This is a genomic window from Nonomuraea sp. NPDC049695 (assembly GCF_040674955.1).
GTDB classification, from domain to species: domain Bacteria; phylum Actinomycetota; class Actinomycetes; order Streptosporangiales; family Streptosporangiaceae; genus Nonomuraea; species Nonomuraea helvata.
This window is the reverse complement of record NZ_JBFANV010000002.1, coordinates 183,441-195,747: the sequence shown is the minus strand read 5'-3', so window position 1 is coordinate 195,747 and position 12,307 is coordinate 183,441. Positions and strand designations below refer to the sequence as shown.

12 protein-coding genes are annotated in these 12,307 nt (G+C 68.9%); 4 read left to right on the top strand and 8 right to left on the bottom strand.

Annotation, left to right across the window (positions count from 1 at the left end):
* Positions 1 to 49 precede the first annotated feature (49 nt).
* From AB0J64_RS03075 to AB0J64_RS03065, 3 genes are all read right to left on the bottom strand, one after another.
* Complete coding sequence (locus tag AB0J64_RS03075) at positions 50 to 481, bottom strand: TIGR03618 family F420-dependent PPOX class oxidoreductase (RefSeq protein ID WP_364019705.1); 432 nt, start codon at positions 479 to 481, stop codon at positions 50 to 52.
* A 16-nt stretch (positions 482 to 497) separates the two neighbouring features.
* Positions 498 to 1,925, bottom strand: a complete 1,428-nt coding sequence (locus AB0J64_RS03070; RefSeq protein ID WP_364019702.1) for an MFS transporter — start codon at positions 1,923 to 1,925, stop codon at positions 498 to 500.
* Positions 1,926 to 1,996: 71 nt separating this feature from the next.
* On the bottom strand, positions 1,997 to 2,476 hold the full coding sequence (locus AB0J64_RS03065) for a MarR family winged helix-turn-helix transcriptional regulator (protein WP_364019699.1): 480 nt from the start codon (positions 2,474 to 2,476) through the stop codon (positions 1,997 to 1,999).
* A gap of 100 nt (positions 2,477 to 2,576) precedes the next feature.
* Between AB0J64_RS03065 and AB0J64_RS03060 the strand changes: the two genes are divergently transcribed.
* Both AB0J64_RS03060 and AB0J64_RS03055 read left to right on the top strand, forming a co-directional pair.
* Entirely contained in the window at positions 2,577 to 3,461 is an 885-nt protein-coding gene (locus AB0J64_RS03060; protein ID WP_364019696.1) for an alpha/beta hydrolase, read from the top strand.
* The gene (locus AB0J64_RS03055; RefSeq protein ID WP_364019693.1) at positions 3,458 to 4,714 is read left to right on the top strand and encodes an MFS transporter; all 1,257 of its coding nucleotides are present in this window, start codon (positions 3,458 to 3,460) and stop codon (positions 4,712 to 4,714) included. The genes AB0J64_RS03060 and AB0J64_RS03055 overlap by 4 nt, the downstream gene beginning before the upstream one ends.
* Positions 4,715 to 4,756: 42 nt before the next feature.
* Here the strand turns inward: AB0J64_RS03055 and AB0J64_RS03050 are convergent, their stop codons facing one another.
* The 3 genes from AB0J64_RS03050 to sigJ all read right to left on the bottom strand — a co-directional run bounded on the left by AB0J64_RS03050 (position 4,757) and on the right by sigJ (position 9,403).
* Positions 4,757 to 8,017: a fibronectin type III domain-containing protein gene (locus tag AB0J64_RS03050; protein ID WP_364019690.1), complete on the bottom strand. Its 3,261-nt coding sequence runs from the start codon at positions 8,015 to 8,017 to the stop codon at positions 4,757 to 4,759.
* Between the two features lie 85 nt (positions 8,018 to 8,102).
* Positions 8,103 to 8,462, bottom strand: coding sequence for a hypothetical protein (locus AB0J64_RS03045; protein ID WP_364019687.1), 360 nt, complete (start codon positions 8,460 to 8,462; stop codon positions 8,103 to 8,105).
* Complete coding sequence (gene sigJ, locus AB0J64_RS03040) at positions 8,459 to 9,403, bottom strand: RNA polymerase sigma factor SigJ (protein ID WP_364019684.1); 945 nt, start codon at positions 9,401 to 9,403, stop codon at positions 8,459 to 8,461. Before sigJ ends, AB0J64_RS03045 begins: the two co-directional genes overlap by 4 nt.
* 152 nt (positions 9,404 to 9,555) lie before the next feature.
* On the opposite strand from sigJ, the gene AB0J64_RS03035 reads away from it, so the two are divergent.
* Entirely contained in the window at positions 9,556 to 10,062 is a 507-nt protein-coding gene (locus AB0J64_RS03035) for a carboxymuconolactone decarboxylase family protein (RefSeq protein WP_364019682.1), read from the top strand.
* A 91-nt stretch (positions 10,063 to 10,153) separates the two neighbouring features.
* Positions 10,154 to 10,321 (top strand): hypothetical protein, encoded by a 168-nt coding sequence (locus AB0J64_RS03030; protein ID WP_364019679.1) that lies wholly within the window; start codon positions 10,154 to 10,156, stop codon positions 10,319 to 10,321.
* Here AB0J64_RS03030 and AB0J64_RS03025 read toward each other — a convergent pair.
* Positions 10,312 to 11,241, bottom strand: a complete 930-nt coding sequence (locus tag AB0J64_RS03025) for a hypothetical protein (protein ID WP_364019676.1) — start codon at positions 11,239 to 11,241, stop codon at positions 10,312 to 10,314. The two genes, AB0J64_RS03030 and AB0J64_RS03025, sit on opposite strands and share 10 nt — an antisense overlap.
* Positions 11,242 to 11,284: 43 nt before the next feature.
* Positions 11,285 to 12,037, bottom strand: a complete 753-nt coding sequence (locus AB0J64_RS03020; protein WP_364019673.1) for a DUF429 domain-containing protein — start codon at positions 12,035 to 12,037, stop codon at positions 11,285 to 11,287.
* Positions 12,038 to 12,307: the final 270 nt, after the last annotated feature.

Here is a 12,307-nt window from a genome sequence, read left to right as displayed (position 1 = left end):
GCACCGACAATTCTCCAACGGTTTCCCGGCCCCCGCCTGACGCACATGGTCAGGGGATGTCCAGGGCCGTGCCGTACAGGCGGGAGACCTTGATCCTGATCACGACGCGGTTCTCGCGCGCCTGCTGCTCCAGGAAGGCGGCGGGATCGGCCTGATCGCCGGCGAAGGCCAGCAGTTCCGCCGCGCTGTCCGACACCGCGGCCGCACCCTCGGCGACGGCGAAGGACCACACGTCCGGGCCGCTCACATGGAGGGCGACGCGCGGGTCGTTGCGCACCTGCCGGGCCTTGAGCCGGTCGGCCGTCGTCGAGATCCGGATGATCCGTTCTGCGGGGTCCCACCGGTAGAGGACGTTGGACATGGCGGGGTGACCGCTGCGCTTCACCGTCGCCAGCACGCCGAACTGCTGCTCTCCGAGAAGCTTCACCAGCTCCTCCTCGGTGAGCGACCGGGGGGCGGGACCCGACTGGTTCTCGTTCATGTTCTCTCCTGTCGAGTCAGAGGGTGGCGAGCGGGACCTGCTCGGGCTCCGGAGCGGGAGCCGGGCGGCGCAGTACGGCGAGGCTGACGACCAAGGCGGCCACGAGGAGCCCGGCGGAGACGGTGAAGGCCAGCCGGTACCCGCCCGTCAGCGCCACCGCCTCGGAGGCCCCCGAGGCCAGCAGTTCGCCGGTGCGCGAGGCGGCGAGCGTGGACAGGACGGCGACGCCGAGCGCCATGCCGACCTGCTGCGTGGTGTTGAACAGCCCGGACGCGAGGCCCGCGTCGTCGGCCTTGGCGCCGGACATGCCCAGTGTGGTCAGCGCGGGGAGCACCAGCCCGCCGCCCGCGATGAGCAGCATCACCGGGAGCAGGTCGATCGCGTACGAAGCCTGCACCGGCACCCTGGTGAGCCAGCCCATCGCGCCCAGCAGCAGCACCAGACCCGCCACCAGGACGGCGCGCGCGCCGAAGCGGGTGTTGAGCCGCGCGGAGACGAACAGCGACACCCCGCCGATGGCCACCGCCGCGGGCAGCATCGCCAGCCCCGTGGCGAGTGCGCCGTAGCCGAGGACCTTCTGCATGTAGAGGGCGACGATGATCTGGAAGGCGAACATGGCCGACAGAGTCAGCATCTGCACCAGGTTGGCGCCCGAGACGTTGCGCGAGCGGAGGATGCGCAGCGGCATCAGCGGGGTGCGCGCCGTCGCCTGGCGGACGAGGAACGCGGCCAGCAGGACGATCGACACGGCGCCGAGGCCCAGCGTGTGAGCCGCCAGCCAGCCGTACTCCTCGATCTTGACGACCGTGTAGATCCCCAGCATCAGCCCCGCGGTCACCAGAAGAGCGCCGAGCACGTCGGCGCCCGCGGCCAGGCCGGCTCCCTCGTCGGCGGGGATGGCCTTGATCGCCAGCGCGACGGTGGCGATCCCGATCGGCACGTTGATGAAGAAGATCCAGTGCCAGCTGAGCGCGTCGGTGAGCACCCCGCCCAGCACCTGGCCGATCGAGGCCCCGGCCGCGCCGGTGAAGCTGAAGACGCCGATGGCCCTGGCCCGCTCACCTGGCTCGGTGAACAGCGTCACCAGGATGCCCAGCACCACCGCCGAGGCCATCCCACTGCCCAGCCCCTGCAGGAAACGTGCGGCGATCAGCAGGCCGGGACCGGTGGCCGCCCCGGCGAGCAGGGAGGCGGCGGTGAAGACCGCGTTGCCGGCCAGGAACATCTTCTTGCGGCCGACGAGGTCGCCCAACCGGCCGGCCAGCAGCAGCAGTCCGCCGAACCCGATCAGGTACGCGTTGACGGTCCAGCTCAGCCCGGCAGGGGTGAAGCCCAGGTCCCGCTGCATCGCGGGCATGGCCACGGTCACGATGCTGCCGTCGAGGACCGCCATCAGCATCGCGGCGGACAGCACGATGAGGGCGCGGAGTTTGGAATACGACATGGTCTCTCCTGTTCAGTCGCAACAGGAGAAACCGTAGCAGATAGTTTTGTTGTAGACGATCCCTAGCGGACCTATTGTCGGGCCCGCCGGGCCGGTCGCGGCGTCTCCATCGGGGTGGCCAGGTGCCCTTCGACCAGCCGGTTCATGGCACGGAGCAGCACCTCGCGCTCGTCCTCCGGCAGCGCGTCGAGTGCCCTACGGTGAACGCCGTCCACGATCCGCTGGCTGCGCTCGGCCACCTCCCTGCCCTTCTCCGTGACCGCGATGATCCTCGCCCGCCGGTCGGTGCTTGACGGGCGGCGCTCGGCCAGCCCGGCCTTCTCCAGGGCGTCCACCGTGACCACCATCGTGGTCTTGTCCATGTCGCCGATCTCCGCGAGCTGGATCTGCGTGCGCTCCTCCTCGATCGCGTGGACCAGCACGCAGTGCATGCGGGCGGTCAGCCCGATCTCGTCGAGCGCCGCCGCCATCTGCGTACGCAGCACGTGGCTGGTGTGGTCGAGCAGGAACGACAGGTCGGGCTCCGCGCGGGATGGCGCCATTGAGGTCATGACCACATTCTAGTTTCGTTGCGGATTATCTGAACCGGGCCCAGTGAGAGGTCCGATATCCGCCGTCGGTCCGGCCCCCGGCTTCACCAAGATGAACGCCATGATTGAACATCCCCCCGGCCAGGCGTACGAGATCCGTGGCCGCCGCATCTGGGTGGAGCAGCACGGAGAGGGCGACGCCGTCCTGCTGCTCGCCGGGCTGGGCCCCGCGGGCTCTCATGTGATCTTCCACCCGCACTTCGACGCCCTGGCGGCGGACCACCGGGTGATCTACCTGGATCTGTACGGCCGCGGCCGCTCCGGCCGCCCCCAGGACCTCGCCGAGATCACCTTCGCCGACGACGTCGCCGACGTGGTCGCGCTGCTCGAGCGGCTGGGCCCCGCACACCTGTACGGCTTCTCGTACGGCGGCCTGATCGCGCAGGCGATCGCCCTGGACCATCCCGCCATGGCGCGTACCGTCACCCTGGCCAACACCCTGCACAGCCCCGAGATGTGGCAGCTCAACCACGCCAACATCAACCGCGAGCTGGCCACCCAGCTCCCAGAGGTGTGGGAGCGGATCCAGGCACTGCGGCTGGACGGGCTGCGCTCCACCGACGAGCCGCTCAGGCAGGAGTTCGCCAAGGCGGCGGCGCTGGTCCGGTTCTACCATCCCGCCAACGCCGCCCTGCTGGCCGACGAACCCGGCGCCAGGAACCAGGAGCTGTACCCGATCTTCTGCGGCGACGACGTCGATTTCGTGATCGGGGGTGAGGTGGCCAGGATCCCGGACTTCCGTCCCCGGCTCAAGGAGATCGGCGTTCCCCTGATGGTGCTGGCCGGCCGGTACGACCGGGCGCTGCACCCGGCGCTGCAGCGCGACTTCCGGCGTTTCGCGCCCCAGGCCCGGTTCCACATGCTGGAGCGGAGCGGCTCCTTCGGCCATGTCGAGGAGGCAGAGACCGTCCACTCGCTCCTGCGTGACTTCTGGCGGCAGGCATGACGTCCGTGGTGGAAGGCGCCGGGCGTACCCGGGCACGCCGTGACTTCGGGCTGCTGTGGGCCGGGCAGTCCCTGTCGCTGTTCGGAGACCAGTTCATGACGCTGGCGCTGCCCCTGCTCGCGGTGACAGTGCTGGGGGCGACACCGGCCCAGGCGGCGCTGCTGCCGTTCGCCCTGTTCCTGCCCTTCCTGCCGCTCGGCCTGCCGGCGGGCGCCATCGTGGACCGGCTGCCGCGCCGTACCGTCATGCTCGTCTGTGACGGCGTGCAGGTGGTCGCGTTCGGCGCGATCTGGGTCTCGGCGGCCACCGGCGTTCTCAGCTTCCCCCTGCTGTTCGCGCTGGTTCTGCTGAGCGGTTGCGCGGTGGTGTTCTTCCAGGTCGCGTACACCTCGTATCTGCCCGGGCTCTTCCCCGACCCGGGCGAACTGCACACCGGCAACACCCGCCTGGCGCTGTCGGAGTCGACCGCGAAGGCCGTCGGTCCGATGGCCGCGGGTCCGGTCATCGGGCTGCTCGGCGTGGCCGGCGCGCTCCTCGCCAACACGCTGAGCTTCGCCGCCTCGGTCGTGACGCTCGTCCTGATCCGGCACCGGGAGGCGCCGCCCGCTGTCACCGTGCGGGAGCGGGGCTGGGTACGGCGGGACGTCGCGGCCGGGCTCAGGTTCGCGCTCGGGCACCCGGTCCTGGAGCCGGTCCTGACCTGCGGCACCGTTTACGTCCTGTTCCTCTCCATGGTCGAGACCAGCCTGGTCCTGTACTGCCGCAACGTGCTGGGGCTGTCCCCGCAGTGGATCGGGATCGTGGTGGGCGCCGCCGCGGCCGGCTACCCGGTCGGCAACCTGGCCTCCGCCGTGCTCATCAGGCGCCTCGGCAGTCCGCGCGCACTCATGCTCGCCGCCACCGTGTCGGTGCTGGGCATCGTGGCCATGCCCGTGCTGGGCACGTACACAGGGCTGGGGGCGATCGGCCTGGTCGTCGGCAGCATCGTGCACTGCGTGGGCGAGGGCGCGTTCAGCCCGACCTCGATAACCCTGCGCCAGACGCAGACCCCTCCCGAACTCCTCGGACGGGTCTCCGCCGTGCAGCGGTTCCAGCTGTGGGGCGCGGTCGCGCTCGGAGCCCTCCTCGCCTCTGTCGCCACCGCGCTCGCCGGATTGGAGGTCACGGTCTGGATCGGCGCGCTCGGCACGATCCTCTGCCTTCCCGCCCTTCTGCGGCGCGGCATCCGCACCGCCACGTTCGCCCGCTTCTGAGCCCCCAGCCTGGGGGCTCAGAAGCGGTAGGGACAGGCCCGGTCAGCTCACCGCGAGCCGATCGACGTTGGGGCCTCCGTTCGACGTGGTGGCCGTGGCTCGGATCTTGTTCACCCCCTGGAGGAGGTCGGCGGTCACGGTGACCGTCTGCCAGGTGGTCCAGGCGCCGGTGCCGGTGAAGTCGCGGGTGACCGTGGTGCCGTTCACCGCGATGGTCATCGGCCGGTTCGTCGTGGTGCCGTTGGCGAAGCGGACCTCCAGGGTGGCCGGGCCGGCCGCGGCGGCGTTCACCGTCCATTCGACGTAGCTGCCCGTCACGTTGTCGTAGTTCACGAACCCCGTGCCGGTGTAGCCCTCGTGGTTGGACTCCACCACGCCCTGCGAGATCGTCGCGTCCTCCGCCTGGTAGACGGCGGGGCCGCTGCCGGTGGTCTCGGTGACGGCGTTCGACGGGCCGGAGGAGTTGCCCGCGGCGTCGCGCGCTCTGACCGTGAACGTGTACGGCGTGCCCGCCGCCAGGCCGGAGACCGTGGCGGTGGTGCCGGTGACCGTCGTGGCGAGGGCAGTGCCGTTGTAGACGTCGTAGCCGGTGACGCCGACGTTGTCGGTGGCGGCGTCCCAGGCCAGCGAGACGCTGGACGAGGTCTTGCCGGTGGTGCGCAGGTTGCCGGGCACGGTCGGGCTCTCGGTGTCGGGCGGCCCGGTCGGGACGGTGAGTGTCGCCGTGTTCCACCCGGACACCCGTACGCTCGCCGAACCGGTCAGGTCGGAGGCCCGATAGGTGGCCGTGAGCGTCTTGGACTCCCCCGGCCAGAGACTGATCGCGTTGTCCGACCACTGGATCGGCAGCACCGGCTTGCCTGCCGCGTCCACCACGTGGGCGTCCAGCATGAAGGCGGGGATCGCGCCGGTGCCGGTGTTCTTGACGGTCACGGTGACGCTGCCCGCGGAGGGCGCCGATGCGGTGGCGGTGATCGGGGCCTGGGCCAGGTTGTTGAGGCCCTTCAGGTTGGCGTAGCTGGAGGTCGGTACGTAGTACCAGTCGTTGTTGTCCCAGTCGATCACATCGTCCGAGGTGGACAGCCAGTAGACGTTGCGGTCGATCTCCTGGCCGCCGCGGAGCAGCGTCAGCCGTACCAGATAGGTCGTGGAAAGGCCGCTGATGGATGGTACGGTGACCGCGGTGGCCCTGCCCCCGTCGGCGGGGACGCTGACCGTCGCCGTGTTGGTGTACTTGCTCGCTCCGTCCGTGTTGAACACGTCGGTCTTCACGGTCAGGCCCGAGGCGGGCGAGATGCCGGAGTTGACCACGACGACGGACTTGTTGTCGTACGAGTACTGCACGTGCAGCGGCTTGTTGGCCTCGCGGGCGCCCCAGTAGGAGCCGCCCTGGTCCAGGTAGTAGTCGAAGAGCTGCCAGTGGAGCGACGACCAGCCGCTGTTGAGCATCCAGTAGATGACGCCCGTGGACGGGTTTGACGAGTCCGTGAAGTTACGGCCATAGGCCTCGAACTGCGCTCGCACCGCCTCGTACTGGGCGAGCTGCGCCTTCTTCATGTAGTCCGCCAGCCCGGACGGCACGCCGTACCTGCCACTGAGGGCGTTGTGATAGATCGTCAGGTCGTCGAAGGTGTCCGACGGCGAGCGGTGATACTGGGTGGCGGTCGGGCTCTTCCAGAGCGAGTCGATCTGCGCGGAGGTCATCATCCGCTTGAGCGAGTCGAGCGTCGGCACGTCGGGACCCGCGCTGGTCTCGGAGTTGAAGCCGAACGCCCCGCCTTCGCGCTTGTTGTACCAGTAGCTCGGCGGCACCCAGTCATACGGTCCGGGCATCTTCAGGCCCGAGTTGCCCAGCTGCGGGCTGGACTTGTCGGAGGCGACGGGCACGATCGGGAGCTGCCACTCGGCCGCCGTGAGCGCGTCGAGATAGTTGGTCTCCTTCTGCGCCGTCGGCGGGTTGTCCGAACCGATCAGGAACGAGATCACGCTGGGGTGGTTGCGTAACCGCGTGGCCTCCGCCTGCATGGACGCCTTGGCGATCGGATAGTCGGAGCTGCTGAACGAGCCCTCCCACTTGTCGCAGCACTCCCAGCCGGGCATGGTCAGGATGCCGTACCTGTCGGCCAGGTCGTAGAGCTCGTCGGTGTCCAGGTGGCCTTCGACGCGGATCGTGTTGAGACCGAGGTCCTTGACGTAGCGGATCCGGTCCTCCAGGTAGCCCAGGTTCTTGCGGAGGAAGATGTCGGGAGACCAGCCACCGCCCCTGATCAGGATCGGCCTGCCATTGATCTTGTAGAAGCGGCGCCCACTGGCGTTCTTGCCCGACTCCACCTTGCGGACACCGAAGCGCTGGGTCAGCGTGTCGCTCTCCACGCCGCCGACCGTCGCCGTGAGGTTCAGGTCGTAGAGCGGCTGCGCGCCCATCGTGTGCGGCCACCACACCTGCGGGCCGGTCAGCGTCTGGTTGAACGTGATCCGCTTGGTCTGGTTCGCGGCCAGCGTGACGTCCTGGGAGAACGCGAGCGAGCCGATCGTGCCCTTGACCGTGGCGGTCACCGCGCTGCCCGTGCCGTTGCGTACGTCGGCCTTGATCGTGAGGTCGGCGCGGTCGAGCGCGGGCACCGCCAGGTCCGTGATCACATGCGCGTCGCGGAGCGAGACGTCGCCGCTGCGCCTGATCACGACGTCGCGGAAGATGCCCATGTTGTCGTCGCGCGGCAACTGCACCCAGTCGATCCAGCCGATCGTGAGGTGGCTGTTCGGGTTGTTCGGGTTGACGCGGAAGGCCACGGAGTTGACGCCTGGGTGCACCAGGGTGGTGATGTCCCGCTCGTTCCTGGTGTAGGCCCCGGCCACCTGGGCGGCGGTGGCGACCTGGGTGCCGTTGACCCACACGTCGGCGCTCGAGATCACACCGCTGACGTCGAGGAACGTCCGCAGTCCCGACTCGCTTCCCAGGGTGAAGTCCGAGCGGTACCACCACGGCACGTCGAAGTCCGCCGTCGGGATCGACTGCATGTTCGTGGAGTAGAACGGGTCCGGATAGACGTTGGCCTGCAGCAATCCGGCCAGCACGGTCGAGCGGGGACCGACCGCGTACCAGCCACCGGCCGCATAACCGGGCGTGGAGATGACGGCCCCGGAGTCCGACACCTTCGCCGAGGACTGGATCTTGTATCCCGTCAGCGACGTCGGTGCCGGTACGGCCTGCGCGGCCGGGACCACGGCCAGGGCGACGCCTCCGGCGTTCACCAGTAATGCACAGGCCGACAGCAGGATGAGGATGAGCCGAGAGCGCGCCACGGGGCCTCCCAAGGCCGATCTATTTGTTAATAAACCTTCTTAACAACTAAACCGGACCTCGTAAATGCCCAAATTTCTGGATGCCTTAGGTGCGGCGGTCGGCCACCACCCGGCTGAGCTGAACGAGGCTCAGCCCGAACAGCAGCGCGCCCAAGGGGACGTGCAGGGTCTTCACCTGCGCGATGCCCAGCGCTATCTGCGCCAGCGTGAGACCGAAGAGCACGGCCGCGTACAGGATGGGCCTGGGCGAGCCGCCGCCCGGCCGCCACATCAGGATCACGATGATCAGGTGCAGCAGCGTCACGGTGAACACGCTGTACGCCGAAGCACTGTGCAGCGTCCGCCCACTGGGCGCGGTGAGCAGCAGTCCGGCGGTGATCGGCGCGGCGAAGAGAGTCAGGGTCTGCAGGATGATCGCGATACGCAGGAACAGGGGTGATTTCACAGTTCGCCGCCCTGCGCGTCCACGGTCCACGGCCGGAGCTTCTCAGGGTTGCGCACCGCCCACATGTGCTTGATCCGGTCGCCCACGACCTCGAACGCGATCACCGCCACGGTGACGCCGTTCTGCTGCAGCACCAGGCCGGGCTGACCGTTGACCGTACGCTCCAGAAGCGCCATGTCGGGTGTCCTGCCGGAGAGACCCAGGGCGTAGCGGGCGATGCGCTCGCCGCCGTCGATCGGGCGGAGTACGGCGCTGACCAGGCCACCACCGTCGGCGATCACCGTGGCGTCGGGGTCGAGGAGGGCCATGAGGGCCTGGAGGTCCTTCGCCTCCCACGCCTGCTTGAACTTGCTGACGATGCCGGCGTGCTGGGCCGCGGGCGCAGCGGGAGCCTGCGAGGCGCGGATGCGCCGGCGAGCCGAGGTGGCGAGTTGGCGACATGCTTCCGGTGAACGGCCGACGATGTCGGCCACCTCGGGGAAGGAGTAGCGGAAGACGTCATGCAGGATGAACGCGACGCGCTCGGCCGGGGTCATCGACTCGAGCACGACGAGGAAGGCCATGTTGACCGACTCGTCGAGGGTGATCCGGTCGGCCGGGTCCGCGCCGGGCCGCACGCTGATCCAGTCCGTACGCTCGGGCAGCGGCTCGGGGATCCATTCGCCCACGTAGCGCTCCCGCCGGGCCCGTGCCGAGCCGAGCAGGTCGAGGCAGATGCGACTGGCGACCTTCGTCAGCCAGGCGCCGGGCGATTCGATGGCCTCCTGCTGCTGCCCGGACATGGCGTACCAGCGCGTGTACGTCTCCTGGACGACGTCCTCGGCATCGGCCAGGGAGCCGAGCATGCGATAGGCCAGATTGATCAGATGGCGCCGCTCGCTCATGATCGCGCTCAGGCTCTGATCTGCCGGGGCGTGTCCCGGCTCGGTAGGGGTGTTCATGGTGTCGCCGACTTTCCTTCGTCGCATCTGCCGTCATCGCCTCGACGAGACAGCGCGCCGAAGTGTGAGGTTAGCGCGTCGCCTCACATTTCCCACGGTAGGGACGTCGGACTCCGAGACAGCATCCAGCGTGCAAGAGAGGAAGACCTCCCATGTCCACACCCGCGATCGCCGAGCAGGACGAGTTTCAGTCGCGTCTGCCCAATCCCGCCCGGTTCCTCCCCGAGGTGGGGACAGTAGCCGGAGCCATGACCAAGGCCGTCCACAACGGGGCGATTCCGCGGACCACCGTCGGCCTGGTGCAGCTCCGCGCCGGACAGATCGTCGGCAGCACGTACCACACGGTCCGGCAGACCGGTAACCTCCGCAAGGCCGGCGAAACGGACGAGCGCATCACCGCCGTGGCGTCATGGCGGGACGCCCCCTACTTCACCGACGCCGAGCGGGTCGCGCTGGAGCTGGTGGAGGCCGTCCTCACCCCGAACCCGTGCGGGGAGCGCGTCCCCGACGAGCTGTTCGCCAAGCTCTCCGCCCACTACGACGACAAGGCGCTCTGGACGCTGACCATGGCGATCAGCCAGATCTGCTTCTTCATCCCCGTCGCTCTCGTCGCCAAGCCGATCCCCGGCAAGCCCCTCGGCAAGAACTACAGCGAGTAACGCCCTTCTGACGGCTCGAAGCTCGCTGCAACACGTCGGAGTGCGCCGGACACTTACCCAGGTGTCCGGCACCCTTCGGCTAGGAGACCTCGTGACCCAGCGAGATCGCTTCGAGGCGATCTATGACGCCTATTACCCGGCGGTCCATCAGTACGCCGCCCGCCGTACCGGCTCCCCCGACGACACGGCCGGCATCATCTCCGAGACGTTCCTCACCGCGCGGCGCCGCATCCGGCCACCATCGCAGCCTCATTTCTGAGGCGTCCTGCCCTTCTTGATCGTCCACGCCTCGTACGTGCTGTCCCCCGGCAGCACCCACAGCACCGCGTCAGGCCGGGCGATCGTCCGCAGCGGCGTCACCTTGCCGGTCGCCTTCGAGACCCGGTAGATCGCCACCCCGGTCTTCGTCCTCGACCGGACGATCACATGCCCCGCCTGGTCGAAGTCGAGGTCGTCGATGTACTGTCCGCGCGGCAGCCGTACGGTCACCGTGCTGCTCGCGCGGCCGGTACGCAGATTGAGCATGCGCAGCTTGCGGTACTTGGGGTACGTGCCGACGGTCACCGCCGACGTGACGTGGTCGTTCGCCAGCGCGACCGGATCCAGCGACGTCTTCAGCCGCATCCGGACGCGCAGCCCCCGGTCGAACACCGTCAGCCGGTCCCCCGCCAGCATCAGCCGCTTGCCGTCCTGGCTGAATCCTATGAAACCCCAGGCATCCGTCTTTCCCGGAGGCGGCAGCACCTTGCCTTTCCGCAGGTCCGCGAAGATCCCCACCCCTGGCGCCGAGGTCGTCGTGACCACATAACTGCCGTCGTACGACACCAACGGCCACTCCTCGTCGATCGAGGCCGTCGTGAGATTCCGCGACACGACTCTTTCCTTGCCGTTAAGAGTCCGCTCGACGAACAATCCATCCGATTTCCTGAAATAGAAGAAATGCCGTCCATCCCCGCTGATCAGGAACGGCGCCCACTCACCGGCGTTCACCACGTCGTCGGGCGCCTTGGCGAGCGCCTCGGGCAGCTCCACCACGTCTCCGTTGGTGAGCACCAGTTCCCAGGTGTGCGTCCACTGCGCGTACGCGATCGTGGCCGGCGTGGCAGCCGCCGCAGGCTGTGCGATCAGCGTTCCGGGGGTCAGGAGAAGAAGTGTCCCAAGAGCCGTACGAAATCTCATGTTTCATGAGATGACAGAAAATGTACGAATGTTCGGCGGCAGCTCAGGCGTCTGTAACGAGGCGGTCCAGGGGTGTGGTGGGCAGGGCGATCCAGCCCTCCGTGGCCGCCACGCCGGCCTGCTCCCCCGTCGGCACGGTCGCCAGGCCGAGAGCCGATGCCCGCGCGGCGAGTGCGGACACGACGGCATCCGTGGCGTCGTCCGAGGCCCGGCAGAGCGGCTCGTACTCGCCGAGGTCCAGCCAGGGCGCCGCCTCCAGCAGCCGGTCCACGAGCCGGCCCAGCTCGGTGAGGTTGGCGGCGCGCTTGTAGCCGCGGTACGGCAGCCCCCACCGCTTCAGGCAGGCCGCCGGGTAGACCTCCACGACGGCCTCGCCGCCGCGCCGGTCGACCGGCCGGCCACGCCGGGCGAGCTCGGCCAGCAGGGCGGCGCAGCGCATGGTGGCGTGCCCGATGCGGTCGGCCGACACGCTCAGCGGCGTCAGCCCGGTCTGCTGGTGCACCACCTGGTCGGTGACCCGCAGCGCCAGATCCCGCCGCCAGGTCCGGCCGGCGAGGCCCTCCGGCACCTGGACGTGCCCGGCCCGGTGGGCGCTGACGAAGTCGACGAACCTGTCGGGCCAGCCGAGCGGGCAGTCGATCCCCGCCTTGTTCGCGCCCATCACGGCCTCGACGATCAGCGCGTCGTCCGCCGCGACCACCACCCTGACGAGCCGGGCACGGCCGTCCGACCAGTCGAGCCAGGCCACCGCGGTCCGCACCGCCTCGGCGGCGAGATCGATGCCGACCGTCACCATCCCCTCACGATACGAGCACCTCTCCAAGATTGCTGCCAGATCGGGCCACGGCAGATCAGGCCACGACCCGTAACGGTCCCATAGCGCACTGATCGGCAGCGCGGCCAGGTTGCTGGGCTCTGAGAAAGGACGTGTCGCCCCCGGCCGGCTCTTGCTGCGCGAACGGCCAAACTTCGATGATGCCCGCTTGTCCGGCCAGGGACTCGCTGAGCGACGGGGTTGCCAGAAACCTGGTCGAACCAGCGAGGACCGACATTTCACAGCGCTTCG

What these genes read in the sequence shown, in the direction of transcription:
- AB0J64_RS03020 (WP_364019673.1), bottom strand. Translation starts at nt 12,037, where the DNA reads ATGGTGACGGTCGGCATCGATCTCGCCGCCGAGGCGGTGCGGACCGCG.
- sigJ (WP_364019684.1), bottom strand. Translation starts at nt 9,403, where the DNA reads ATGAACACCCCTACCGAGCCGGGACACGCCCCGGCAGATCAGAGCCTG.
- AB0J64_RS03060 (WP_364019696.1), top strand. Translation starts at nt 2,577, where the DNA reads ATGATTGAACATCCCCCCGGCCAGGCGTACGAGATCCGTGGCCGCCGC.
- AB0J64_RS03055 (WP_364019693.1), top strand. Translation starts at nt 3,458, where the DNA reads ATGACGTCCGTGGTGGAAGGCGCCGGGCGTACCCGGGCACGCCGTGAC.
- AB0J64_RS03035 (WP_364019682.1), top strand. Translation starts at nt 9,556, where the DNA reads ATGTCCACACCCGCGATCGCCGAGCAGGACGAGTTTCAGTCGCGTCTG.
- AB0J64_RS03075 (WP_364019705.1), bottom strand. Translation starts at nt 481, where the DNA reads ATGAACGAGAACCAGTCGGGTCCCGCCCCCCGGTCGCTCACCGAGGAG.
- AB0J64_RS03070 (WP_364019702.1), bottom strand. Translation starts at nt 1,925, where the DNA reads ATGTCGTATTCCAAACTCCGCGCCCTCATCGTGCTGTCCGCCGCGATG.
- AB0J64_RS03025 (WP_364019676.1), bottom strand. Translation starts at nt 11,241, where the DNA reads ATGAGATTTCGTACGGCTCTTGGGACACTTCTTCTCCTGACCCCCGGA.
- AB0J64_RS03065 (WP_364019699.1), bottom strand. Translation starts at nt 2,476, where the DNA reads ATGACCTCAATGGCGCCATCCCGCGCGGAGCCCGACCTGTCGTTCCTG.